Genomic DNA, 25,397 nt, shown 5'->3' on the forward strand with positions numbered 1-25,397 from the left:
GGCGGGCTACCGCTCGTCGGGCGGCGTCGGAGGCGGTCCCGTGGTGTCCCGCACCGTCAGCGACGTCGCCAGCTCGATGTGCCGCGACCGCGGCTGCTCTCCGGAGGACATGGCAATGACTGTCTGGACGGCCAGCCGCCCCATCCCGTCCAGGTCCTGACGGACGGTGGTCAGTGCGGGGGTGGTCCAGACGGCTTGTGGCGTGTCGTCGAAGCCCACGACGCTGACCTGCGCCGGAACCTGCACCCCGAGCTCGTGCGCCGCGGCGAGCACCCCGACGGCGATCTCGTCGTCGGCCGCCATGATGGCGGTCGGTGGGAGCGCCGTGGTGAGCAGGTCTCGGGCGTGCCGCGCGCCCGCGTCGACGTCGAACCGGTCGGTGCGCACCAACTCCGGGTCCAGCTCGATCCCCGCCGACTCGAGAGCTGCGCGGTACCCGTAGAAGCGGTCCCGGGCGGGGGTCGAGGCATCCGGGCCGCCGACCCACGCGATCCGTCGGTGGCCGAGCGCGATCAGGTGGTCCGCGGCGGCGCGGGCCCCCGCCCAGTTGCTCGACCTGACGCTCATCATCGGTCGGTGCTGAGCGTCGACGGGGTCGACCATGACGAACGGCAGCCCGGCGTCCGCGGCGGCGGCCAGCAGCCCGTCGGGCTCGGACAAGGTCAGGCCCACGATGCCGACCGCGCCGGCGGACCGCTGGTCCGCGATCCATGCCCGGGCGGTGGCGTGCTGCGTGCGCGTCGCCCGCTCGGGGGCGAGGCGGGTGAGCAGGTCGAGGTGCGCGTCGGTGGCCGACGCGAGCACGCCCTGCAACACGTTGAGGATGTAGGGGGACGCGGGGATGTCGAAGACCACCGCGAGCGCCCGGCGGGACGTGCCCGGCGAGGTGCTGGACCGGTACCCGAGCTCCGCCACGGCGGCGAGAACGCGTTCCCGCGTGGTCGCCGCCACGTCGGGGCGACCGTGGAGCGCTTTGGACGCGGTGGCCGGGGAGACCTCCGCCACCCGCGCCACGTCAGCCAGCGTGGGCTTGCTGTGGCCGACCATGGGGGTCCCTCGTCTCGAAATGTTTTCGCTGTGCTGGATGGTCAGGGCGCACTTTCGCACGCCGTGCCAGATCGTTAGCCTAGCCGGGCGACCGATGCTGGTCGAAAACCTTTCGACGCTGATCGGAGCCATCATGCCTTCTGACGCCGCCACCCTCCTGATCGACGGACGGGTGCCGACCGAGACCGACCTTCGGCACGTGTGGAACGCGTGCGTCGGCGCAGGGCGCGCGAACGAGGCCCTGCGTGCCGACTGGCAGGCCCACTTCCGCGAGGCGGTCGACGTGCTGGGGGCGCGGTTCGTCCGCTTCCACGGCGTCTTCCACGACGACATGTTCGTGTACCGCGTCGCCGACGGTGGTGGCTTCGGTCCGCCCACGCCGCTGCCCGAGCCCGTCTACACCTTCGCCTACGTCGACAAGGTGTTCGACGCCGTCCTCGCCACCGGGGCGCGGCCTTTCGTGGAGCTCGGCTTCCTGCCCTGCGAGCTCGCCACGCAGACCGAGACCGTGTTCTGGTGGAAGGCACACTGCAGCCCGCCGCAGGACATGTGGCGGTGGGTGGAGCTGGTCACCACAACCGTGCGGCACTGGATCGAGCGGTACGGCATCGACGAGGTCCGCCGGTGGCGGTTCGAGGTCTGGAACGAGCCGAACCTGGTGCCGCACTTCTGGACCGGGACCCGGACGCAGTACTTCGAGCTGTACGAGGCGACGGCCCGGGCGCTCAAGGACATCGACGCCGGGCTCCTCGTCGGCGGACCGTCCACGAGCGTCTTCGTCCCGGACGCCCGGTACGCGGGGGAGACGCAGGACAGGTCGGCCGAGGTCGCCACTGCCGAGGCGGCCGACCCGGACGCGCTCGACTGGCAGCCGGTGTGGATCCACGAGTTCGTCGACTGGTGCGCGACCCGTGACGTCCCGGTCGACTTCCTGTCGACCCACCTCTACCCGACGGACTACGCGTTCGGCGCCGACGGACAGGGGCGACCCATCCAGCGGCACGTCGATGCGACCTACGACGACCTGGTCGTGATGCGAGCGATCATCGACGAGGGCCCCTTCCCCGACGCCGAGCTGCACATCTCCGAGTGGTCCAGCTCGCCGTCCAGCCGCGACCGGATGCACGACACGCTCTTCGCCGCCACCTACATCACGCGCGCGTTTCTCAAGGGTGCTGCCCTGGCGGACTCCATCTCGTACTGGACCTTCACCGACGTGTTCGAGGAGGGAGGCGGCGGCGTCGGCCCGTTCCACGGCGGGTTCGGCCTGGTCAACGAGCAGGGCATCCACAAGCCGACCTTCCACGCGATGGCGATGCTGGGGCGGCTCGGCGACCGCGTCCTGCTGTCGACGCCCGACGGGGTGATCACGCGTCGCAGCGGGGACGGGTCGCTGGCCGCCGTCTTCCTCAACTACCCGGACGACATGGGGACGAGGGGCATCGGCTCACGGATCACCTACGAGGCGACGCGTCCGCTGCGGGACCTGGGTCCCAGTCGCACCGTCCGGCACACCGTCGAGGGACTCGAACCGGGGACGCGCCTCACCCTGGAGGTGCTCGACTGGGACCACGGCAACGTCGCCGAGGCGTGGCACCAGCTGGGGGAGCCACTGAACCTCACGCCGCAGCAGACGGACCGGCTGCGCGACGTCGCGGACGCGTTGCACCGCGAGACCCTCGTGGTCCCGCAGACCGGGGTCCTGGAGCTGCGGCTGGAGCTGCGTCCGTGGGCCGTGGCGTCGCTCGTGCAGGAGCGGTGACCGTCGGTCCCCGTTGAGGGGACACCTGCGCAGCCGGCGTGGGATCCTTCCCAGGCGCCCAACCGGGCGTCGTGCGCGGCCCCACCGGGCTGCTGCTCCCGGCGACCGAGAGGACAGGGCGTGCCGCGGATCGATGCCCCGACACTGGTCCAGCACCGGGCCGCGCGCGAGCAGGCGCTGCTCGAGGCGGCCCGCGGGCTGCTCACCGCGCAGCCGGACACGGTGCCGTCCCTCGCCGAGGTGGGCGCGCTGGCCGGGCTCTCCCGGTCGAGCGTGTACCAGTACTACGCGTCGCGCGAGGACCTGCTGGCGGCTGTCGTCGCCGACTCGTTCCCGCGGTGGCAGCAGCGTCTCGACGCCGCGGTGGCCTCGGCGGACGGCCCGCGGGCGCGCGTGCTGGCGTTCCTGCGCGCGAACCTCGAGCTCGTGGCGGACGGCGAGCACGCCTTGGCCCGCACCCTCGCGGTCGTGGCTCCGTCGGAGGACCTGGCCCGGCAGTCGCGCGAGTTCCACGACCAGCTCCTGCTGCCCGTGGTCGACGCGCTCGTCGAGATCGGCGTGCCGGACCCGGCGACCACGACCGAGCTGGTCAACGCGCTCGTGCACGCCGCGTCGCGCCGCGTGGAGCAGGACGGGGACCTGGAGCGCGCCTACGCTGCCGCCGCGTCGCTCCTGGACGCGTACCTGCGGGAGGTCGAGAGCGGCTGAGCCGACCGGCGTCCGGTCTCCCGGACGCCGGGCAGCCACCGGTCAGGCCGGCCGGAGCCGGCCGTCGACCATCTCCAGGACGCGGTCGCAGTGCTCGAGCACGTCGTGGTCGTGGGTGACCATGACGGTCGCAACTGAGAACTCGTGCGTCTGGTGCGCGAGCACCTCGACGATCTCGTGGCTGCGGCGCCGGTCCAGGGCGGCCGTGGGCTCGTCGACCAGGAGCACCGACGGGGACGCGACAAGCGCCCGGGCGATCCCGACACGCTGGCGCTCACCACCGGACAGGCGACCCGGACGGCGTCCGGCGTGCTGGTCCATGCCGACGGCTCGCAGCAGCTCCTCCGGCGGCGTGGCCGCACGCCGGCCGGTGATCTTCTCGACCAGCCGGAGCTGGTCGAGCGCCGTGAGGGCGGGCACCAGGTTGCCGGACTGGAACACGAAGCCGAGGTGGTCCCGGCGGAAGGTCGCCAGCGCGCGCGGCGACAGCCCGATCAGGTCGGTGTCGTCGACCACGACCGACCCGGAGGTGGGCCGGGTCAGGCCACCGGCGACGGCCAGGAGGCTGGACTTGCCGGCGCCGGAGGGTCCGACGATCGCGATGAGCTCGCCCGGTGCGACGGTCAGGTCGACGTGGTCCAGCGCGGCGACCTGGTCGTCGCCGTCACCGAACGTCAGGGTGACGTCGGTGAGGTCCAGGCCGGTGCGCGTGCGGGTGCTCGAGGTGGTGGTGGTCATCGGTTCTCTCCCAGCGCGGTGACGGGGTCGATGGAGGCGATGCGAGCCGTGGCGATGGCCGCGCCGGCCAGGCCGAGCCCGAGCAGCAGTGCCGCGCCGGTCACGATGGGACCGGACTCCAGGGCGAACGGCATGCCGGTGCCCTGCAGGAGAGTGCCGAAGCCGAGGCCGACGGCCACGCCCACGACGAGGGCGCCGAGCAGCAGGACGGCGGCCTGCAGCACGCCGTCGGTGAGGAGGAAGCGCGTGGAGGCACCCATGGCGCGCATCACGGCGAGCTCGCGGGTGCGCTGCACGGTCCAGAGCGTGAAGAACGCTCCGACGACGAGCGCCGAGATGGCGTAGAGGAAGGCCTTGATCATCTCCATGGTCATCAGCTCGGCGGTGTAGCCGGGCGAGGAGTCGAACGCGGCCGTGATCGTGCGTGCGGAGGTGCCCGCCGCGGCGTCGCCCGCGGCCAGGCCCGGGACGTGGCCGTTGAGCCCGCGCACGGCGACCGCGCTCGCGACGTCGTACGCCGCGGCGTCGACCTGCTCGCCTGCCAGCGCTCCCGCGTGCACCTCCTGCCAGGTGGTCAGCGGGATGAACGCGATGTCGACGTGCCCGAAGGTCCGCTGGTCGGCCGTGAAACCGACCACGGTCAGCTCGGTCCCCAGGCGGTCGAGGGTGATGACGTCGCCGAGCCCTACGCCCTCGTCGCGTGCCGACGAGCTGAGCACGGCCTCGCCCTCTGCTGCGATCTCGCGCCCCTGCGCGGCGGCCGGTGCCACGAATCCGTCCGGCTCGACGCCGAACAGCGTGAGGTCGAGCGCGCTCCCGTCGGCGTTCCTGGCGTTGACGATCGCGGTGCCGAGCAGCTCGGCGTCGGCGACACCGTCCTGCGCCGCCCAGGCCTCCGACTGGTCGCGGGTCACCTCGGAGCGCGTGAAGGCCGAGTCGGTCTTCGTCCCCTCGGAGAAGGCGATGGCGCCGATCGGGCTGCGCATCAGCCCGGAGACGCCGTCCACCACCAAGCCGGAGGACAGGCCGGACAGCAGGACCATGAGGACGGCGATGAGAGCGATGACGGCGCCCATCAGGCCGAAGCGGGTGCGCGCGAAGGCGAGCTCGCGCAGAGCGAGGAACACGGAAGACCTCCAGGGGCCACGGGAGCATGTCTTTCCCGACATGATGTCGACATCTTACCGACACCATGTCGGGATACCCCGTGGGGATCGGGAGGCGTCGGTCACACGACGACGCGTCGCTGAGGTCCCTCCGTCAGCCCTTGACCGAGCCGAGCATCACGCCGGAGACGAAGTGCCGCTGGACGAACGGGTAGACGCACAGGATCGGGATGATCGCCAGGATCATCGTCACGGCCTGGATGTTCGCCGAGATGGCCGATGACGTGGTCCCGGCCGCCGCTGCGCTCGCTGCGGTGGTCGTCGTCGCACCCGCGATGAGGTTGCGCAGGAACAGCGACAGCGGGAAGAGGTTGTCCTCGTCGAGGTAGAGGAACGCGGTGAACCAGTCGTTCCAGTAGGCGACCGAGTAGAACAGGATCATCGTCGCGATGACGGCCTTGGACAGCGGCAGCACGATCCGGGTGAAGATCGCGAACCACCCCAGGCCGTCGATCTGGGCGGCCTCCTCGAGCTCGCGGGGGATGTTCTCGAAGAACGACTTCATCACGAGCAGGTTGAACACCGACAGCGCCCCCGGCAGGACGAGGGCCCACATGGTGTTCTTCATGCCGAGCGAGGAGATGAGGACGTAGTTGGGGATGATCCCGCCGTTGAAGAACATCGTGAAGACGGCGATCCCGATCAACGCGTTGCGGCCCCGCAGGTGCGGCTTCGAGATCGCGTAGGCGAAGGTCGTCGTGAGCACCATCGCGATGACCGTCCCGACCACCGTGTACAGCACCGTGTTGCCGTAGCTGGTCCAGAACCGGTCGTCGCCCGCCACCACGCGATACGTCTCGAGGTTGAAGCCGACCGGCAGGGCGTTCACCAGGCCGGCCTTGATCGCTCCCGAGCTCGAGAACGACTGTGCGAGCAGCGTGACGAAGGGGTACAGGATCAGGAGGGTGATCAGCACCAGGGCGGTCGCGTTGAGCCCGGTGAACAGGCGGTAGCCCTTCGAGTCGCGCGGGCCGACCGGGACGCCCGCTCGCGCGTCGACCGGAGGCGCCAGGTCCGTGCTCACCACAGGCTTGCTCCCACCACTCGCCGCGAGATGAAGTTCGCGGACAGGACCATGACGAGGCCGATGACGGCCTGGAACAGCCCGATGGCTGCGGCGTAGCTCAGGTTGTTGGACACGAGGCCGACCCGGTAGAGGTACGTCGAGATGACGTCGGCCGTCGAGTACGTCAGGGGCGTGTAGAGGAGCAGCACCTTCTCGAAGCCCACGTTGAGGAACAGGCCGATGTTGAGGATCAGCAGCGTGATCATCGTCGGCCGGATGCCCGGGAGGGTCACGTGCCACGTCTGCCGCCACCGGTTGGCGCCGTCGATGCGGGCCGCCTCGTAGAGCGAGCTGTCGACCGTCGTGAGAGCGGCGAGGTAGAGGATCGTGCCCCAGCCGACGGTCTGCCACGCCTCGGAGCCGACGTAGATCGCCCGGAACCACTCCGGCCGCTGCAGGAACGGGATCGCCTCGCCGCCGAACCCCTCCACGATCTGGTTCACGGTGCCCTGCAGGGAGGTCAGCTGCATGACCATGCCCGCCACGATCACGACCGACAGGAAGTGCGGCAGGTACGAGATCGACTGGATGGCGCCCTTGAACCACTTCGTGCGCACCTCGTTGAGGAGGAGCGCCAGGATGATCGGCAGCGGGAAGCAGACGAGGAGGGTGAGGCCCCCGAGGATCACCGTGTTGGCGAAGACGTGCCAGAACGTCGGGTCCTCGATGAACATGCGCACGTAGCGCAGCCCGACCCACTCCTCGCCGAAGATGCTGCCCCCCGGGCGGAACCGACGGAACGCGATGACGTTCCCCACCATCGGCAGGTAGCGGAAGACCAGGAGGAACAGCAGCGGCAGGAGCGCCATGGCGTACAGCGCACCGTCGCGCCGCAGCGCAAGGCGCCACGACACCTTCGCGACCTTCTGGCGCGTCGGGCGTGGTGGTCGCCGCACCGGGTCGACCGGAGGCGCCGCAGGCGTCGCGCCGACCCCGTCGGGGCCGTCAGCGACGAGCACGGCGTCCGTGCGTTCGCGCGGGATGGTCATCTCTCACCTCCACGGCAGCCGGTGGGGCGGCGCCATCGCCGCCCCACCGGACCTCGGGCTCGGACCGGTCAGCCGTTCTCGTCGGCGTAGCGCTCGCGAGCGCCGTTGATCAGGTCCAGGTAGCCCTGCAGGTTCTGCGACTCGAGCTCGCCGACGTAGGTGTCCCACTCGCTCAGCGGGCGCTCGCCGAGGATGAACCTGAGCGTGTTGGTGTCCACGGTGTCCTTGAGCGGGGTGGCGAGGAGCGAGGCCTGCTCGAGCTCGGCCTCGTCCAGAGGTGCCGGCGGGAACGGGTCACGCGGCGTGCGGGTGGACAGGACCGAGTCGATGTACTCGACGTACTGGGGCGCGTTGTACGACTCCTTGAGCGCGCGCGACTCGGTCGAGCCGGCGAGGACGTCGTTCGAGTACCCGAGGTCCTTGAGGATGTCGGTCGGTGCGTCCGGGTTGATGCTGAAGGCGTCCAGCGAGTACTCCGGGTTCAGCGTGTACGTGCCGTCGGTCTTCGTGTAGGTCTCGCCCTCCACGCCCCAACGCAGCAGGTCGCGAGCCTCGGGGCTGTAGTAGAGCCAGTCGAGGAACTGCAGCATCGCGATGAAGTTCGGGTGGTTCTTGGCATCGGCCGTGAGCATGAAGCCGTTCCAGAAGTTGCGCGGCTCGACGACCTGTCCGGCCTCGCCGCCCGGCGGGGCGATCTGCACGACCTCGTAGTTCCCCTTGCCGACGGTGGCGTCGAGCGCCGTGGAGAAGTCGTTGACCGTGCCGTTCGCACCGGACGCGGCGAAGACCTGCCCGGCGGCGAACTTCTCGGTGACCGTGCCACTGCCGTCGTTCGCTGCGGTGAAGGACTCGGTGTCGAGCAGGCCGTCCTCGACCAGGCCGTGGAAGTACTCGACCATGTCCTTGTAGCCGTCGTTGGTGGCGGCGTAGACGAACTCGCCCTTGTCCTCGTCGTAGAACGTGCCGTTGCCGAAGCCCCAGCCGGCGACCGTGCCGAAGGCGTGCGCGGCGTAGTTGAGCATCGACGCCCCCTCGAAGCCGTCAGCCAGCGGGGTGCTGTCGGGGTACTTCGCCTTGATCTTCTCCAGGCCGTCCCGCAGCTCGTCCCACGTCTCGGGGACCTTGGCGCCGACCTCGTCGAAGATGTCCTTGCGGATGAGGATCGTGAACGTCGGGACGGAGACCTCCTGCAGACCGGGCGTCATGTAGTACTTGCCGTCCGCCTGGCGCAGGTTGTCGACCATGTCGCCCAGGTCCCACTCCTCCACGTACTTGCGGAAGTTGGGCATGTGCTCCTCGTAGTCGCTGAGGGGCAGGACCGCTCCGGACGCCGCGAACTGCTGCTCGTCGCCCGTGTAGATGAGGGGGATGATGTCGGGCGCGTCACCGGAGCTGATGAGGAGGCTGCGCTTCTCGACGGCGTCGCTGAAGGGGATGTTCGTCAGGTCGAGGGAGACGTTGGTGCGCTTCTCGATCTCGTCGAAGACCTCCCACGAGTCCGTGATCGGAGTCTCGGGCCAGTCGGTCCAGAGCATCGAGAAGGTCACGGGCTCGGTCGCCTTGAAGGTCGTGTCAGCGGCGTAGCTGCTCATCGAGGCCGCGTCGTTCTCGCCCGCGTCGTCGTCGCCCGAGCCGCCGGAGCTGCACGCAGCCAGGCTGATCAGGGCCGTGGCCGCGACGAGCGCCGTCGCGCGCTGCCGTGCACGGTGGGTCAGGCGTGGTGCCAGGTCAAGCTTCATGTCTCTCCTTTGAGAACGTCGCGGGCGTGTCGCCCGAGATCCATGCCGCCTTGAGGTGCGAGGGGGTCCACACCGGTCGCGTCTGCGATTTTAGCGTTAAAATAGGAGCAACCACCCGCTGAGTCAACCCGTGCGCGACAATCGTGACCTCGTTGCCGACTCGGCTCGCAGGTGCGCCGGTCGCCGGGTGGCCACCGGGCTCGGATGGTTCCGAAACGGCGCGTTTTAACGATATTGTCTGCGAACTCGCGCAGCGGCGGTCGGACGGTCGAGGCCTCGCGGGGTCTCCCGCCTGACACAATCCCCGCAGGAGGATGCCGATGGTGACGATGTCTGACGTCGCGCGCGAAGCGGGCGTCTCGGTCATGACCGTGTCGAACGTGCTCAACGAACGCCTGCCGGTGGGCGAGCCGACCCGTGCCCGGGTCCTGGCCGCGGTGGAGGCGCTCGGGTACGAGGTGAACCTGACCGCCCGGCACCTGCGGGCGGGGAGGACCGACACGGTCGCGCTGATCGTGCCCAGCTTCCACGACTACTTCGGCGAGGTCGCGGACGAGATCGCCCCTCTGGTCGAGGCCCACGGCCGCCACCTCGTCCTGGAACGGACGAGCGCCAGCCCCCAGAACGAGATGGAGGCGGTCAGCGTCGCCCGGCTCCAGCTGTACGACGGCGTCCTGCTCTCCGTGGCCGGGCTCGACCCGGAGCAGCTGAGCCGCGTGCGGACGTCGAAGCCGATCGTGCTCCTGGGGGAGCGCGACGTGCCCGTCCACTTCGACCACGTGCGGCTCGCGAACGAGGAAGGTGCACGGCTGGCCACCGCGCACATGATCGAGCGCGGCTCGCGCCGCATCCTGGCGCTCGGCTGCACGCTCGACCGGACCCACCTGATGACCTCGGACCGCCGGGTCGGCTGGGAGGTGGCCCACCGGGACGCCGGCCTCCCCGTCGATGAGCGGTACGTCGTGCCGATCTCGACCTACTCCTCGGCCGCCGCCCGCGGCACCCTCCTCGACGTCATCGCGTCGGGCCTGCCGTTCGACGGCATCTTCGCCGCGACGGACGTCATCGCGCTCGGCGCGGTGGCGGCGCTGGCCGAACGCGGGCTGCACGTGCCCGACGACGTCCAGCTCGCGGGGTTCGACAACCTCGAGGTGTCGAGCTTCGTCCCCCCGGGGATCACGTCAGTGGACCCGAACCACCGGGGGGTCGCCCAGCACGCCGTCGGCCTGCTGCACCGGCGGATGGCGGGCGGCGACGGGCCGGCCGAGCACGTCGTGGCACCGGTCAGCCTGGTGGTGCGCGGCTCGACCCGTCGGTAGGCCGGCGTACCCCGGGCGCACGGCGCCACCCGGAGCGACCGCACGCCGCGGCGGGCTCCGTCCACCTGTCATCGAGAGGACCACCGTGAGCACCACCCCGACCGCCGTCATCGACCTCGACCTGCCGGGCGCGACGATCTCCCGGCACGTCTACGGGCACTTCGCCGAGCACCTGGGCCGGTGCATCTACGGCGGGTTCTGGGTGGGTGAGGACTCCGCGGAGCCCCACGTGCGAGGCATCCGCACCGACGTCGTGGACGCCCTGCGCGCGATCGCGATCCCCAACCTGCGGTGGCCGGGCGGCTGCTTCGCCGACGACTACCACTGGCGCGACGGCATCGGCCCGCGGGAGGCCCGGCCCCGGATGGTGAACTCGCACTGGGGCGACGTGGTCGAGGACAACGCGTTCGGCACGCACGAGTTCATGGACCTGTGCGAGCTGCTCGGGGCCGACCCGTACGTGTCGGCGAACATCGGCTCCGGCACCGTGCGTGAGATGAGCGAGTGGGTCGAGTACCTGACGCGGGCGGACGACTCGCCGATGGCGGCCCTCCGGCGGGCGAACGGCCGCCAGGACCCGTGGCGGGTGCCGTTCTGGGGTCTCGGCAACGAGGCGTGGGGCTGCGGCGGGAACCTGCGCGCCGAGCAGTTCGCCTCGCTCGCGCGCCAGTACGCGACGTACGCGCGCAACCAGGGCGGCAACACGCTCGTGCGGATCGCGGCCGGGGCGAGCGACGCGGACTACCACTGGACCGAGACGTTGATGCGGTCGCTGGGCGACCTCGCCGCCGACCCGGCGACCCCCGCGGGGCCGTTCCAGGCCGTGTCCCTGCACTACTACACGATGAGCGGCCCGTGGGCCGACAAGGGCGACGCGACGGACTTCACGACCGACGAGTGGTACGTGACGATGGCGCGTGCCCGCTACATGGACGAGCTGCTCACGCGGCACTCGACGGTCATGGACCGTCACGACCCGCACCGCAAGGTCGGTCTCGTCGTGGACGAGTGGGGCACGTGGTGGAACGTCGAGCGGGGGACGAACCCCGGGTTCCTGTACCAGCAGAACACCCTGCGCGACGCCCTCGTCGCCTCGCTCCACTTCGACGCGTTCCACGCCCACGCCGACCGGGTGGTGATGGCGAACATCGCCCAGACGGTCAACGTCCTGCAGGCGATGATCCTCACGGACCCGGACACCGGCGCGCTGGTCCTCACCCCGACGTACCACGTGTTCGCGATGAACGTCGGCCATCACGACGCCGGCGCACTCACCGTGCACCTGCGCGACGTGCCGACCCGCCAGGTCGAGGGCGCCGCCGAGCTGCCGCTGCTCTCCGCGTCCGCGTCCGTCAAGGAGGACACCGCGCTGGTGTCGTTGTCGAACCTGGACGCCGACGCCCCGTGCACCCTCGTCCTGGACCTGCGCGGCCGTGACGTCGTCGGGCACACCGCACGCGTGCTGACGGCGCCCACGCTCGATGCGCACAACACCCCTGAGCGAGGCGACGCCGTCGCGCCGACGTCGCATGCCGGGGTGCGCGCGCACCCGCGTGGCCTGGAGGTCGACCTGCCGGCGCACTCGTACGTCACGGTCGCGCTCGAGCTGGGCTGACGTCAGCCGCGGAGCGCGTAGGCGACGCCGTCGGTGAGCGAGAGTCCTGCACCGCGAGCGAGCGCCCCGGCGAGCGCGTCCGGACCGAGAGCGGCCGACACCTCGGCGAGCGACTGGTCGTACTGCTCGCGCTCGTCGGGGGGCCACCCACCGCCGGCACGCCGGAGCATCTCCGCCGCCGTCCCGAGCAAGGTGGCCGCGCGCTCGTGGTCGCCCGCGGCTGCGGTCACCGCGGCGAGGCCGTTGATGGTCCAGGCGACCATCATCTCCGAGCCGCGGGCCGCGCTGACCCGCAGCGCCTGGAGGGCGAGCTCCTCGGCGCGGTCCAGGTTGCCGAGCCGTCGCTCGACCATGCTCAGGTTGGCCGACTCCGTCCAGACGACGAACTCGTCACCCGAGGACCGTCCCATCGACAGCCGCGCCGACATGACCTCTCGCGCCCCCTCGAGGTCACCCGACATCTGCAGCGCCACACCCAGCACGTGCAGGCTGCTGGACCGCCCGGGGTCGCTGTCGGGAAGTCCCTCGGTGACCGTGAGCGCCAGACGCAGCAGGCGCACGGCGTCGTCCACCTCGGTGTTCAGCGCCACGCGGGCCGACCCGGCGAGGACGAGGGCCTGGAGCGAGCGGTCACCGATCGTCTGCGCCAGAGCGAGGGCGCTGGTGAACCGCTGGTCGGCCAGCTCGTACCGACCCGCGAAGAAGACGAGGTAGCCGTGGTCGTAGAGCGCCCGCGCCGTCCCGTCGCCCGTCCGCAGCGCCCGCTCGAACCAGCTGTCGCCCTCGTCGATCCGCCCGGTCGAGATCCAGAACGGCACGAGCGCCGACGCCAGGCGGTACGCCGCGTCCGGCTGCCCGACGGCGAGGTGCCAGTCGAGCGCCTCGAGCAGCTCGGGGTAGCGATCCTCCACCGGCCGGTTCGCGTCCGGATCCTGCTGCCGAGCACGTGCGCGCGCGTCCTCGGCGATCTCGAGCAGTGCGGCGGCGGTGGCGGCGTCCACGATCGGAGCGTACGAGCCCGCACGACCCGGACGCCATCGCCTCCCGGGCGGCGGTGGTCAGCCCGGGAGGCCGCGAGAACGCGCTCCCGACCGCGGCGCCCCGATCGCCCGCACCACCGAGCGGGGCATCACCCGGGCCGCGCCGGACCCCAGCCGGTACCGCAGGCTCGGCGTGGAGATGACGGCGCCGCGCCGCACGTCGGCAAGGGCGGCGGCGACTACGTCCTCGGCGCGTAGCCAGGCGATCTCGGGCAGCCACGTCATGTCGATGCCTGCGCTGTCGTGGAACGAGGTGTGGACGAAGCCGGGGCACACGACGGTCGCGGTCACGCCGGTGCCCCGCAGCTCGACCGCCAGGCCCTCGGTGAACGTCCGGACCCACGCCTTGTGCGCGGAGTAGGTGCCGAGGGTGATGAGCGCGGCGACCGACGCGACGTTGAGGATGGCGCCGCGCCCGCGCGCGGTCATCTGCCCGACGGCGGCCTGCGAGAGCACCAGGACGGCGCGGACCATGACGTCGAGCACGGCCTCCTCGCGCCCGGCGTCGCCGCCCACGAACCGCTGCCCGGGAGCAGCGCCGGCGTTGTTGACCAGCAACCCGACCGGGCGCTCGGTCGACCGGAGCCGCTCGGCGACGCGCTCGATGTCGCTGCGGACCGACAGGTCTGCGACGAGGGTCTCGACGTGGATGCCTGCGGCGCCTGCCAGCTGACCGGCGAGCCGCTCGAGCTGCTCGGAGTCCCGGTCGACGAGGACCAGGTCATGGCGCGCGGTGGCGAGCTGCCAGGCGAACTCGGACCCCAGCCCGGCGGCTGCCCCGGTGATCAGTGCGGTACCCACGGCACCACCGTAGAGCCGGCCGTCGGGGCGACCGCCGGGGCGGACGCGCGGGACGCAGTCGGTCGGGTTCGTTCGAGGTCTACGGTGAAGGTCTGCTCTTCATCGACGGTTCTGAGGTCCCGTGGCTGTTCAGGCGGGTGCGGTCGGTGAACGACCCTCAAGGGAGCCACCGTGAACATCTCCACCATCGACCCTGTCGCCCCGGAGGCGTGGGCTGGGTTCACCACCGGGCCCTGGGCGGACGGCATCGACGTCCGTGACTTCATCCAGCGCAACTACACGCCGTACGAGGGTGATGACAGGTTCCTGGCCGGTCCGACGGCGCGCACGTCTGCTGTCTGGGCGCAGATCGCTGCGATGTTCCCCGAGGAGCGCGCCAAAGGCATCTACGACGTCGATGCGCACACCCCGTCGACCATCACGTCGCACGCGCCGGGCTACATCGACAAGGACAAGGACCTGATCGTCGGGCTCCAGACCGACGCCCCGCTCAAGCGCGCGATCATGCCGAACGGCGGGTATCGGATGGTCGAGAACGCCCTGACGACCTACGGCTACGAGCCGGACGAGCTCGTGCGGGACATCTTCACCAAGTACCGCAAGACCCACAACGACGGCGTCTTCGACGCCTACCCGTCGGACGTGCGCAAGGCGCGGTCCGCGCACCTCATCACCGGCCTTCCGGACGCCTACGGTCGCGGCCGGATCATCGGCGACTACCGTCGGGTCGCGCTGTACGGCGTCGACGCACTGATCGCGGCCAAGCAACGCGACCGCTCGATGCTCGACATGGAGCGCTCGGTCGAGAACGTCATCCGCGACCGCGAGGAGCTGGCCGAGCAGACCCGAGCGCTCGGTGAGCTCAAGGTCATGGCCGCGTCCTACGGGTACGACATCTCCGGCCCGGCGACCAGTGGCCGCGAAGCCGTGCAGTGGCTGTACTTCGCCTACCTGGCCGCGGTGAAGGAGCAGAACGGCGCCGCGATGTCGCTCGGCCGCACGTCGACGTTCCTGGACATCTACCTGCAGCGCGACCTCGACGCCGGCCTCCTCACCGAGGAGCAGGCGCAGGAGCTCATCGACGACTTCGTCATCAAGCTGCGGATCGTGCGCTTCCTGCGCACCCCGGAGTACGACGAGCTCTTCTCGGGCGACCCGACGTGGGTGACCGAGTCGATCGGCGGCATGGGGGAGGACGGGCGCACCCTCGTCACGAAGAACTCGTTCCGACTCCTGCAGACGCTGTACAACCTGGGCCCGGCGCCGGAGCCGAACATGACCGTCTTCTGGAGCGAGAAGCTCCCGACGGGCTTCAAGGAGTTCTGCGCGAAGGTCTCGATCGACACGTCGGCCATCCAGTACGAGTCCGACGCGCACATCACGTCGGTCTGCGGCGACGACGGCGCCATCGCCTGCTGTGTCTCCCCGATGCGGGTCGGCAAGCAGATGCAGTTCTTCGGCGCGCGGGTCAACCTCGCCAAGGCCCTGCTCTACGCCATCAACGGCGGCCGCGACGAGGTGTCCGGCAAGCAGGTCGCGCCGGTCACCGCGCCGGTCGAGGGCGACGTCCTGTCCTACGACGACGTCGTGGCCAAGTTCGACGCGACCATGGACTGGCTGGCGCAGACCTACATCGACGCGCTCAACGTCGTCCACTTCATGCACGACAAGTACGCCTACGAGCGCATCGAGATGGCGCTGCACGACAGCCAGGTCCTGCGGACCCTGGCGTGCGGCATCGCCGGGCTCTCGGTCGTGACCGACTCGCTGTCGGCCATCAAGTTCGCCACGGTCCACCCGGTGCGCGACGAGTCGGGCCTGGTCGTCGACTACACGATCGAGGGCGACTACCCCACCTACGGCAACGACGACGACGCGGTCGACGAGATCGCCGTCGAGCTGGTCCGCACGTTCATGGCGAAGCTCCGCACGCTGGCAACCTACCGTGGCGCGGTGCACACCCAGTCGGTGCTGACGATCACCTCGAACGTCGTCTACGGCAAGGCCACAGGCAACACCCCCGACGGCCGCCGGGCGGGTCAGCCGTTCGCGCCGGGTGCCAACCCGATGAGCGGTCGCGACTCGCACGGCATGCTCGCCTCCGCCCTGTCCGTCGCGAAGCTGCCGTTCGACGAGGCGCAGGACGGCATCTCGCTGACGAACACGGTCACCCCTCCGGGCCTCGGCCGGTCGCGGGGGGAGCAGGTGACCAACCTGGTCGGCCTGCTGGACGCGCAGATGATCTCCGAGGGCTACCACATGAACGTCAACGTGCTGAACGAGGACACGTTGCTGGACGCGATGGAGCACCCGGAGAACTACCCGCAGCTCACCATCCGGGTGTCCGGCTACGCGGTGAACTTCGTCCGCCTCACCCGTGAGCAGCAGCTCGACGTGCTGTCGCGGACCTTCCACGGCTCCATCTGACCTGGTCGGGCGAACGATGGTCAGCAACGAGACCAAGGGCGCACAGGTGGTGCCTCTGGGGCAACCTGTCGTCGGTGGTTCGAACGAGCGCCCGGTAGGTCACGGCACCGCCGGGCTGGAGGACGTCGAGTACGACCACGGTGGACGGCTCGCAGCGGTGCGCGCGGGCGAGCTCGGGTCGGTGCACTCCTGGGAGCTGGTGACGGCCGTCGACGGCCCAGGCACGCGCCTGACCGTGTTCCTGGCCGGCTGCCTGCTGCGGTGCCTGTACTGCCACAATCCCGACACGCTCGAGATCCGACGGGGCAAGAGCGTGACCTCCAAGGAGCTGCTCCGCCGGGTCAAGCGCTACCGCGGCGTCATGAGGGCGACCGGCGGGGGACTGACCCTCTCCGGCGGCGAGCCGATGGTGCAGCCGGCCTATGTCCGCACGCTGCTGCGCGGCGCCAAGGCGATGGGCGTCCACACCGCGATCGACACCTCCGGCTTCCTCGGAGCATCGTGCACCGACGAGATGCTCGACGACGTCGACCTGGTGCTGCTGGACGTGAAGTCCGGCCTGCCCGAGACGTACAAGCGGGTCACCGGTCAGGAGCTGGCCCCGACGCTGGCGTTCGGCCGTCGCCTGGCAGCGCGCGGCACGGAGGAGGTGTGGGTCCGCTTCGTGCTCGTCCCGGACCTGACCGACGCGGTCGAGAACGTCGAGGCGGTGGCGCAGTACGTCGCCTCGCTGGGCTCGGTCGTCACCCGGGTCGAGGTGCTGCCCTTCCACCAGATGGGCCGCGACAAGTGGGCCGAGCTCGGCATGACGTACGAGCTGGACGGTGTCCGCTCGCCGGAACCCGAGCTGCTGGACCGGGTTCGGGGCCAGTTCCGTGCACACGGGCTGACCACGTACTGACCCGTCGCCCGTCCGGGTACGTCGGACGGCCTCAGAACCCGAACCACCCAGGGACGGACGGAGCGCACGGACGGAGCGGTGGCTCCGGAAAGGTCTCTGACCTGCCAAGACCGTGACATCGTTCGGTCCCTCCACACTCGGAGTGTCACGCCCAACGAGTCAAAGAAGGACGTCGACGCGGTCGAGGTCGGCCGGGCGGCGGCCCTCGAGCGCGCACACCGCTGCGAGGCGGTTGGTGACCCCGAGCTTCCGGTACGCGTTCTCGAGGTGCTTGCGGACGGTGGCCGGTGCCACGACGAGCCGCTCGGCGATCTCGGCGTTGGGGAGACCTGCCGCCACCATCCGCAGGACGCGCCTCTCCTGCGCGGTGAGCGAGAGCGGCGCCGCCGGCGTCGGACGCTCGCGCAGCAGTCGCTCGAGCGCCGGGGCGACGAGGCCGAGCAGGGCTCGGTCCCGAGCCGAGAACCGACTCCTCCGGCGAACCAGCCACAGCCGGACGACGTGGCCTGTGCCGTCTCGGACCCCGACCGTCAGCAGGTGGGGGGTCCAACCCACGGACGAGCTGTCGCGTGGAGGTGCTCCCAGGAGATCGTCTTCGCCGAGCGGGACCGGAGCGGTGCCGGCACGCAGGGCATATCCCTTCGTCCAGTCGTGGAGCATGCCCACCGCGCCGACGATCGCACCCGTCCCGTCGAGCAGCGTGATGCCGAGCGCGTCGCAGTCGACCAGCCGGGCGAGGTGGGGCAGGACGCACTCTCCCGGAAGGGCCGCGCCGGGCGCCGGCTCGGAGGCGAGCAGTGCGCGCACGACGGCCTGCTCCCTCTCGCGCAGCAGCAGGTCGGCCATGGCTCGCTCTCCGTGCCCACCGGCCCCGACGGGCGACGTCCCGAGTCTCGTCCCCATGCCCCCCGGCGTCCAGCGCCGGTGGAGCGCCGCGAAGATTCGCGGAAAATGCGCATGGCCGTCACGCCGCCGCCGGTTCGAGACTGGGACGAAACCTCGAGGGAAGGTGCGTCTCATGCACCCACGTCGTCGCATCGTCGCGGCTGCCGCTGCCGTCCTGCTCGCGCCGCTGATCGCGGTGCCGGTCGTCGGATCGGCGGCGAGCGCCGAGCCGCTCGGATCATCGATCGCCGTCGACTGGCAGCGGACGGCGAACCGGACCATCTACACCGAGGCAGGCAGTGCGCCGCCGCTCGGCGCGCTCTACCTCGCCTTCACGTCGCTCGCTGTCCACGACGCTGCGAAGAAGGCGCAGCGGCACGGCATGCACGCAGCGGCGGCCGCGGTAGCGACGGCCGCGCACGACGTGCTCGTCGAGTACTTCCCGGCATCCGCGGTGGCGCTCGACACCGACCTGGCCAACAGCCTGGCGAGGGTCCGCGACGGCGCGAAGCAGGACGCCGGTGTGGCCATCGGTGCCGCCGCCGCGGACAGGATGATTGCCTCCCGCGTCGACGACGGCCGTTTCGACCCCGCGTACGTCTACAGCAAGCCGCCCGCTCCTGGGGTCTGGCAGCCTGCGCCGGGGGGCGCGATGGCCCTGCCCTGGCTGGGCTACGTCGACCCGGTCGTGCACATCCGACCCGTCGTCCTCGACGGGCCGGACCCCATCACCAGTGCCGCCTACGCGCGGGACTACGACGAGGTCCGCGCGGTCGGCAACGTCGGCTCGACGACCCGCACCGGCGACCAGACGGCGATCGCGCAGTTCTTCGGGAACAACCCGATGTTCATGTACCGCACGGCGGTGTGCGACCTGCTCGCCGCCGAGCCGCTGGGTCTGCTGCCGACGACCCGCCTCTTCGCCCGGATCGACGCGGCCGTCGTGACCTCGTTCATCGCGACCTGGCGGCTCAAGTACGAGATCGGGTATTGGCGGCCGTTCCAGGCCATTGCTGGCGCGGACACGGACGACAACCCCGCGACCACGCCCCAGGACAACTGGGTGCCCTTGGTGGCCAACCCGGCGTACGCCGACTATACGAGCGGGCACGCCAACGCGACGTCGCCTTTCGCACAGGTGCTGCGCCGAACGCTCGGTGACGACACCGCGCTGGTTCTCAAGGCCGGGGCCATCACGCGCAGCTATGCCACGCTGACCGCGCTGGAGCACGACGCCCTCAACGCCCGGATCTGGGGCGGCCTCCACTTCCGAGACGCCATGGACGACGGCTACTACCTCGGCCACACAACGGCCGACCGCGTGATGCGGGCCGTCCACTGACGGCCGGGTCGACGACGCCGGCACGATCTGACCCGGGTCGACCGCGAGGTCCCGAGCGGACGACGGGAATCGAACCCGCGCAGCCAGTGTGGGCGACTGCACGTCGCACCGCGCTGAACTGCGGTGGTAACTCCGGTACATCGCTGGTTGGAACTGACTCGGAACCGACAGATGGCCGCCGGGCCTACGAGATCAACACCTGCACCGAAGCTCGTCGACTGGCTCGGGAACAGGAACCCATCCTGTCCGGCGCTTTGTCGGGTCTGCGTGCGTCCGGTCTAGGGATCGCCGGACTCGGCCCCGTCGAGCTCGTGGAGGCGGGGTGGCGCGGCGCCCGGGCGGGAGACTGTGATCGCGGCCGCTCGGGATGCTCGGCGTGCTGCGAGCTGGACGGCGTGGGCGCGGTTGGCGGACAGTCCTGGGCGGCCCGCGGCTCCCAGCAGCTGCTCCCGACCGAGACCGTCGATCAGGGCGGACATGAAGGCGTCACCTGCGCCGACGGTGTCCACCACCGTGACGACGGTCGGCTCGATGCGCACGACGCCGTCCCGGGTGGCGCACCAGGACCCTTCTCTGCCGAGGGTCACCACGACCACCGCGGGTCCACGATGCACCCAGTTCTGGGCGATCTGCACCGGATCGGCTCCGGGGTAGAGGTAGGCGATGTTGGCCTTGACCACGTCGCTCAGCTCCACCATCTGCTCGACGCGGGCGGCAGCTTCGTCGTGGTCGGGGACGAGGGCGGGACGGATGTTGGGATCGAAGCTGATGCTCGACCGGCCACGCATGTCTTCGACCAGTGCTCGGACGGAGCTGGCGCCAGGAGCCATCAGGGCAGCGATGGATCCTGTGTGGACGTGCAGCGGCGTGCGGGGCGGATCGACCTGCGGCAATGTCCAGCTGATGTCGAACGTGTACGTCGCTGCGCCGGTGTGGTCGAGGTACGCCGCTGCGAACGGCGTAGTGGTACCGCTCGCCGCTGGGTCCGGCACGGCGAGGACTTGCACACCGGCTCCGGCGAGGTGGGCACGGATGAGGCGGCCGTGGTCGTCGTCGCCGAGCTGGGTCATCAAGGACACCTCGGCCCCGAGCTGGGCCAGGCCGAAGGCGACGTTCGCGGGGCTTCCCCCGGGGTGGGTGGAGGCAGGGCCGGACAGCGGGTGGACGACGTCAGCCACGGCCTCGCCGATGACGAGGTAGCGACGGGTGGGGGAAGGCGACGGCATGCTGCTCCTGGGTCTGCGTCGAGAGGTGTCGCTGCATCACGATCTCCGGGGCGGTCGAGGAGAGAGACGTCCGGCGATCCTCGGGTGAGCCGGACGCCTGACGTGGACGTCGCCATCCCGGCCCGACCGATGCTTCAGCTGGGTGACGACGGTTCCAGCCGCACGGTGGTCAGTGGCACGTGGGGGAAGATCTGCTGGGTGAGCGTGACGAGTCCCTCGTCGACGTAGACCTCGAGGATGCTGGCGTCGACGACGATCTTGAGGTGGGTGGGGGTTCCGGCGCTGAGCAGCGGGGCGGTGTCGGCCGACGAAAAAGCGGGATGGAAGTCGACGGCGCCGCTGCGGCTCCGGTCGCACGTGATGGTGCGTTCGTCCCCGTCGACGGTGATGGTGATCCTGCCGCCGTGGGGATCGTCGGATCCGAGGACGACGTCGGTGCGGTCTCCCGGCGCGGACGGCACCTGGACGTCGAAGACCTGGAGACGGGTCGCGTCGGTGGGGAGCTGTGGCTCCTGTGTGACGCGCAGGACCCCGTCCGAGCACCGGACCAGCTCGAGCTCGCGGACGAGAGACATCGCGGACCGCCACGGGTGGGTGGGGGTGTCGTTGGCGTAGTCCCAGTTGCTTGCCCAGCCGATCATCAGCCGTCGGCCTTCCGGGGCGTCGTTGAACGACACGGCCGCGTAGTAGTCGCGCCCGTAGTCCAGCCAGTCGTAGTCGGCGAGGTGAGGGGAGTCCGACTGTCGCTCCGGGACGAAGGTCGAGCCGTCGAAGTCGCCGACGAAGTACTGCGTCCCGGATCCGCCGGCGATGGCGCCGGGGTTCAGGCTGACCACCAGGACCCACCTGGTCTCGCCGGTGCCGCGGACCTCGAGGGGGAACAGGTCAGGGCACTCCCACATCCCCCCCACGGCATGGGCAGGCCCGAAGCGCGACTCCAGGGTCCAGTCGAGGAGGTTCGGCGAGCTGTAGATGACGACCTGGCGGTCCTGGGCCTCGACCGCGACCATGATCCAGCGGCCCTCGTCGCCGCCGTGCCAGAACACCTTCGGGTCGCGGAAGTCCGAGGACCCGGTGTCGAGCACGGGGTTGCCGGCGTACCGGGTCCACGTGACCCCGCCGTCCAGGCTGTACGCCAGGGACTGGGCCTGGACTCCCGGACGGCGTGACGCGCTGGTGTACGCGCTGGTGTACACGGCGACGAGCGCGGTCTCGCCGGCTCCGGCGAAGCCGGCGGTGTTGCGCACGTCGGCCACGGCGCTGCCCGAGAACACGTTCTCCTCGGGTGTGTGCGCGATGGCCACGTCATGCTCCGACCACGTGACCAGGTCGGTGGAGGTGGCGTGACCCCAGGACATCGGGCCCCAGATGTTGCCCTCGGAGTTGTTCTGGAAGAACAGGTGGTAGACGCCGGCGTGGTGGAGCAGGCCGTTGGGGTCGTTGAGCCAGGTGTCCCGGGCGGTGAAGTGGGCGGACGGCCGCAGGTGCGGGGTGGCGGCCGGCGCGGGCGGGGCGACGTCGGCCGTGGGCACGGTGGGGATCGGGTTCACGAGAAGTCCTAGAGGTTCGGCGGCGAGCGGATCGGCGGGCGGCGGCGTCGGTGACTACCCCTCGACCGTGTCCACGGCCAGAGCACGCGAGGCGACGTCCGCGGCCGGCCGGTACAGGTGGCAGCGGACCCAGTGCCGGTCCGCGGCCGGCCCGACGTCGTGCCGGACGGGTTCGGTACGGCTGCAGACCTGGTTCGGGTCCCCGTCGAAGGGACAGGACTCCGACTCGAGCACGGCGGCGCGCAGCCTCGCCCGTTCGGCGGGGTCGTAGCTGCCGGCCCGCAAGGGGTCCGGTACGGCGGACAGCAGCAGCTGGGTGTACGGGTGAGCCGGCCGGGCCATGAGGGCCGTGGACGCGCCGCTCTCGACGAGCTCACCGGCGAACATCACCGTCGTCCTGTCCGCGACGTACCGCGCCGAGGCCAGGTCGTGCGTGATGAAGAGCATCGAGATGCCGCGCTCGTCACGCAGTCGGCGCATGAGGTTGAGGACGCCGATCCGGACCGACACGTCGAGCATCGACGTGGGCTCGTCGGCGAGGATCACCTCGGGTTCCATGGCGAGCGCCCGGGCGATGGAGACACGCTGACGCTGGCCCCCGGAGAGCTCGAACGCGCGCGAGTCCAGCATGTCCACCGGCAGGTCGACCGTCGCCATCAGCTCCGCGACGAGCTCTCGCATCTGGTCGGCTCCCTTCGCCCGGCCGTGCAGCCGGGCAGCCCGCTCGAGGAACTGCTGGACCCGATGGGCCGGATTCAGGGAGCCGAAGGGATCCTGGAAGATCATCTGCACCTTGCTGCGGAACTCCCGGGACGCGCGTCGCGGCTCGCTGCGGAGCACGTCGACGCCGTCGACGAAGATCTGTCCCGCGGTCGGCCGCTCCAGCCGGGCGATGCAGCGCGCGATCGTGCTCTTGCCGCTGCCCGACTCACCCACCAGTGCCAGGATCTCCCCGCGCTCGAGGTCCAGGTCGACCGAGCGGAGCGCACGCACGACAGTGCGCGAGAAGAGGCCTCCGACCGGGAAGTCGACGCTGAGTCCTCGCAGGCTGATCACGGCGTCCGGCACCGCCTCGGTGTCCGCACGGGTACCGGTCGCCGGCGCTGAGATGCTCATGATCGTCCTCCATCGATGACGGTGCCCACCGGCACGGGTGCGACCCAGTGGCCGGGCTGTTCCTCGCGCAGGTCCGGGATGTCGGTGAACCGCACCCCCTCGCCCAGGCCCACCAGGGGGGTGACGGGTCCGGACAGCGGCGGGAATGCGTTGATGAGCGCGCGGGTGTAGGGGTGGCGCGGGTCGGCGAACATGGTCTTCGCGTCGGCCGTCTCGACGAACCGGCCGGCGTACATGACGGCCATCCGGTGGGAGAGCTCGATCATCAGCGACATGTCGTGCGTGATGAACAGGACGGAGAACCCGAGCTCGCGCTGCAGCTCGGCGATCTGCGCCATGATCTCCTGCTGGACGACGACGTCGAGCGCGGTCGTCGGCTCGTCCATGATCAGCAGGTGGGGCCGCAGGGCGACCGCCATGGCGATGACCACGCGCTGCCGCATGCCGCCGGACAGCTGGTGCGGGTAGGACCGCAGACGTGCCGGGTCGATGCGCACGAGCTCGAGCAGCTCGGCCGCCCGGGCCCGGGCCTTGCTCTTCGACAGGCCCTCGTGGGTGGTGAAGATGTCGACGATCTGGTCTCCGACGGTCATGACGGGGTTCAGGGAGTTCATGGCCGACTGGAAGACCATCGCGACCTCCCGCCACCGGAGCGCGCGCAGCTCCTCGGCGTCGAGGGTGAGGATGTCTCGTCCCCGGAACCGGATGGACCCGCCCGTGATCACGGCCGGCGGGCGCAGCAGCCGCATGATCGCGTTGGCAGCGGTGCTCTTGCCGCAGCCGGACTCGCCGGCCAGCCCGAAGATCTCGCCTCTGCCGATCTGGAAGCTGACCCGGTCGACGGCGCGCACCGTGCGGTACTCGCCGTGGTACTCGACGGACAGGTCCACGACCTCCAGGACCGGCGCGTCGTCTCGTGACGACGGGTTCGTGCTCATCGGTTCACCTCCTGGTGGGTTGCCGAGCCGGGCGCCGCACGGCGGCTGGTCCTGCGCCGGCGGGTGGATCGCAGTCGGGGGTTGGTGACCTCGTCGACGCCGTAGTTGATCAGCGCCAGGGCGAAGGCCACGAGGGCGATGGCAGCACCTGAGGGCACGAAGGCCCACCACGTGCCCGACATCAGGGCTCCGTCGTTGCTGGCCCAGTACAGGTTGGTGCCCCAGCTGACCACGCTGACGTCGCCGAGCCCGAGGAACTCCAGGCCGGCCTGGGCACCGATGCCGAAGATCACGGACCCGATCAGGGTGATCATCACGATCGAGGCCATGTTGGGCAGGATCTCCCGGAACATGATCCAGCCCGCACGCTCACCGGTGACGATCGCGGCGGCGACGAAGTCCTTCCCGCGGATGGAGAGCGCCTGGGACCGCAGGACGCGGGCCGAACCCGCCCAGCCGGTGAACGTGAGGACGAGGATCACCGTGGTCATCCCCGTCGGCAGGAACGCGGCCAGGATCACCAGGAGCGGAAGGCCCGGGATGAGGAGGAACACGTTGGTGAGCAGGGACAACGAGTTGTCGGCTCGGCCTCCGAGGTAGGCAGAGGACAGGCCCACCAGCAGTCCGATGAACGTGGCCGCGATGCCGACGACGAAGCCCACGAGCAGAGAGCTGCGCGCCCCCCACATGGTCAGGGCAAGGACGTCCTGTCCCTTCGCGGTGGTGCCGAACAGGTGCTCCGCCGAGGGCGGTTGCGCTCCGAGCGAGGTGATGGTCGACGGGTCGCCGGGGGCGAGGACCGGGGCGAGCAGCGCCACGGCGACGAAGAGCGCGAGGATGATCATCCCGGTCAGCGCCTTGCGGTTGGCGACGAGGCTGTGCCCGAGGCCCTGACGGACCGGGTGTCGCGGGGGGCGGTCGAGCGCCGCCGGTTCGGTGGGGCCGCTCAGGATCTCGCGGTGATCCGTGGCGACGAGGAGCTGCACCTCGGATGGGTCGGTAGCAGACACGAGTGTTCCTCC

The 25,397-nt window shown here is 70.6% G+C and carries 21 protein-coding genes; 7 read left to right on the forward strand and 14 right to left on the reverse strand.

Annotated elements, in window-relative coordinates:
• Window positions 1-6: 6 nt before the first annotated feature.
• Window positions 7-1,047 carry a LacI family DNA-binding transcriptional regulator gene (locus tag J2X26_RS12540; protein WP_307492721.1) on the reverse strand — a complete coding sequence of 347 codons (1,041 nt, stop codon included), beginning with the start codon at window positions 1,045-1,047 and terminating at the stop codon, window positions 7-9.
• Window positions 1,048-1,180: 133 nt separating this feature from the next.
• Here J2X26_RS12540 and J2X26_RS12545 point away from each other — a divergent pair, with 133 nt between their 5' ends.
• Both J2X26_RS12545 and J2X26_RS12550 read left to right on the forward strand, forming a co-directional pair.
• On the forward strand, window positions 1,181-2,809 hold the full coding sequence (locus tag J2X26_RS12545; protein WP_307492723.1) for a GH39 family glycosyl hydrolase: 1,629 nt from the start codon (window positions 1,181-1,183) through the stop codon (window positions 2,807-2,809).
• 120 nt (window positions 2,810-2,929) lie between these two features.
• Window positions 2,930-3,517 carry a TetR/AcrR family transcriptional regulator gene (locus tag J2X26_RS12550; RefSeq protein WP_307492725.1) on the forward strand — a complete coding sequence of 196 codons (588 nt, stop codon included), beginning with the start codon at window positions 2,930-2,932 and terminating at the stop codon, window positions 3,515-3,517.
• Window positions 3,518-3,559: 42 nt separating this feature from the next.
• Here the strand turns inward: J2X26_RS12550 and J2X26_RS12555 are convergent, their stop codons facing one another.
• The 5 genes from J2X26_RS12555 to J2X26_RS12575 form a co-directional block, all read right to left on the reverse strand.
• Complete coding sequence (locus J2X26_RS12555; protein ID WP_307492727.1) at window positions 3,560-4,255, reverse strand: ABC transporter ATP-binding protein; 696 nt, start codon at window positions 4,253-4,255, stop codon at window positions 3,560-3,562.
• Window positions 4,252-5,382, reverse strand: coding sequence for an ABC transporter permease (locus J2X26_RS12560; protein WP_307492728.1), 1,131 nt, complete (start codon window positions 5,380-5,382; stop codon window positions 4,252-4,254). The genes J2X26_RS12555 and J2X26_RS12560 overlap by 4 nt, the downstream gene beginning before the upstream one ends.
• Window positions 5,383-5,515: 133 nt before the next feature.
• Entirely contained in the window at window positions 5,516-6,448 is a 933-nt protein-coding gene (locus J2X26_RS12565) for a carbohydrate ABC transporter permease (RefSeq protein ID WP_439897851.1), read from the reverse strand.
• Window positions 6,442-7,476 carry an ABC transporter permease gene (locus J2X26_RS12570; protein WP_307492730.1) on the reverse strand — a complete coding sequence of 345 codons (1,035 nt, stop codon included), beginning with the start codon at window positions 7,474-7,476 and terminating at the stop codon, window positions 6,442-6,444. The genes J2X26_RS12565 and J2X26_RS12570 overlap by 7 nt, the downstream gene beginning before the upstream one ends.
• Window positions 7,477-7,544: 68 nt before the next feature.
• Entirely contained in the window at window positions 7,545-9,215 is a 1,671-nt protein-coding gene (locus tag J2X26_RS12575; RefSeq protein ID WP_307492731.1) for an ABC transporter substrate-binding protein, read from the reverse strand.
• A gap of 320 nt (window positions 9,216-9,535) precedes the next feature.
• On the opposite strand from J2X26_RS12575, the gene J2X26_RS12580 reads away from it, so the two are divergent.
• Window positions 9,536-10,534 carry a LacI family DNA-binding transcriptional regulator gene (locus tag J2X26_RS12580; protein ID WP_307492732.1) on the forward strand — a complete coding sequence of 333 codons (999 nt, stop codon included), beginning with the start codon at window positions 9,536-9,538 and terminating at the stop codon, window positions 10,532-10,534.
• Between the two features lie 85 nt (window positions 10,535-10,619).
• The gene (locus tag J2X26_RS12585; RefSeq protein ID WP_307492733.1) at window positions 10,620-12,149 is read left to right on the forward strand and encodes an alpha-N-arabinofuranosidase; all 1,530 of its coding nucleotides are present in this window, start codon (window positions 10,620-10,622) and stop codon (window positions 12,147-12,149) included.
• Between the two features lie 2 nt (window positions 12,150-12,151).
• Here J2X26_RS12585 and J2X26_RS12590 read toward each other — a convergent pair whose 3' ends face one another.
• Window positions 12,152-13,150: a tetratricopeptide repeat protein gene (locus J2X26_RS12590; RefSeq protein WP_307492734.1), complete on the reverse strand. Its 999-nt coding sequence runs from the start codon at window positions 13,148-13,150 to the stop codon at window positions 12,152-12,154.
• A gap of 57 nt (window positions 13,151-13,207) precedes the next feature.
• The gene (locus tag J2X26_RS12595) at window positions 13,208-13,990 is read right to left on the reverse strand and encodes an SDR family NAD(P)-dependent oxidoreductase (RefSeq protein ID WP_307492736.1); all 783 of its coding nucleotides are present in this window, start codon (window positions 13,988-13,990) and stop codon (window positions 13,208-13,210) included.
• A 171-nt stretch (window positions 13,991-14,161) separates the two neighbouring features.
• On the opposite strand from J2X26_RS12595, the gene pflB reads away from it, so the two are divergent.
• Both pflB and pflA read left to right on the forward strand, forming a co-directional pair.
• Window positions 14,162-16,417: a formate C-acetyltransferase gene (gene pflB / locus J2X26_RS12600; RefSeq protein ID WP_439897852.1), complete on the forward strand. Its 2,256-nt coding sequence runs from the start codon at window positions 14,162-14,164 to the stop codon at window positions 16,415-16,417.
• Between the two features lie 16 nt (window positions 16,418-16,433).
• Window positions 16,434-17,318 (forward strand): pyruvate formate-lyase-activating protein, encoded by an 885-nt coding sequence (gene pflA / locus J2X26_RS12605; RefSeq protein ID WP_307492737.1) that lies wholly within the window; start codon window positions 16,434-16,436, stop codon window positions 17,316-17,318.
• 159 nt (window positions 17,319-17,477) lie between these two features.
• Here pflA and J2X26_RS12610 read toward each other — a convergent pair whose 3' ends face one another.
• On the reverse strand, window positions 17,478-18,164 hold the full coding sequence (locus tag J2X26_RS12610) for a helix-turn-helix domain-containing protein (RefSeq protein ID WP_307492738.1): 687 nt from the start codon (window positions 18,162-18,164) through the stop codon (window positions 17,478-17,480).
• 172 nt (window positions 18,165-18,336) lie between these two features.
• Between J2X26_RS12610 and J2X26_RS12615 the strand changes: the two genes are divergently transcribed.
• Entirely contained in the window at window positions 18,337-19,545 is a 1,209-nt protein-coding gene (locus tag J2X26_RS12615; protein WP_307492739.1) for a vanadium-dependent haloperoxidase, read from the forward strand.
• Between the two features lie 278 nt (window positions 19,546-19,823).
• On the opposite strand, the gene J2X26_RS12620 is transcribed toward J2X26_RS12615, so the two are convergent.
• From J2X26_RS12620 to J2X26_RS12640, 5 genes are all read right to left on the reverse strand, one after another.
• Complete coding sequence (locus J2X26_RS12620; protein WP_307492740.1) at window positions 19,824-20,771, reverse strand: PfkB family carbohydrate kinase; 948 nt, start codon at window positions 20,769-20,771, stop codon at window positions 19,824-19,826.
• A 134-nt stretch (window positions 20,772-20,905) separates the two neighbouring features.
• Window positions 20,906-22,312, reverse strand: coding sequence for a glycoside hydrolase family 32 protein (locus tag J2X26_RS12625; RefSeq protein WP_439897859.1), 1,407 nt, complete (start codon window positions 22,310-22,312; stop codon window positions 20,906-20,908).
• 63 nt (window positions 22,313-22,375) lie between these two features.
• A complete protein-coding gene (locus J2X26_RS12630; RefSeq protein WP_307492743.1) occupies window positions 22,376-23,437 on the reverse strand; it encodes an ATP-binding cassette domain-containing protein in 1,062 nt (353 codons plus the stop codon).
• Window positions 23,434-24,375, reverse strand: a complete 942-nt coding sequence (locus J2X26_RS12635) for an ABC transporter ATP-binding protein (RefSeq protein ID WP_307492745.1) — start codon at window positions 24,373-24,375, stop codon at window positions 23,434-23,436. Before J2X26_RS12635 ends, J2X26_RS12630 begins: the two co-directional genes overlap by 4 nt.
• Window positions 24,372-25,385 (reverse strand): ABC transporter permease, encoded by a 1,014-nt coding sequence (locus J2X26_RS12640; RefSeq protein WP_307492746.1) that lies wholly within the window; start codon window positions 25,383-25,385, stop codon window positions 24,372-24,374. The genes J2X26_RS12635 and J2X26_RS12640 overlap by 4 nt, the downstream gene beginning before the upstream one ends.
• Window positions 25,386-25,397: the final 12 nt, after the last annotated feature.

The sequence above is a fragment of the Cellulomonas humilata genome (genome assembly GCF_030814415.1).
Taxonomy (GTDB): Bacteria; Actinomycetota; Actinomycetes; order Actinomycetales; family Cellulomonadaceae; genus Cellulomonas; species Cellulomonas humilata_A.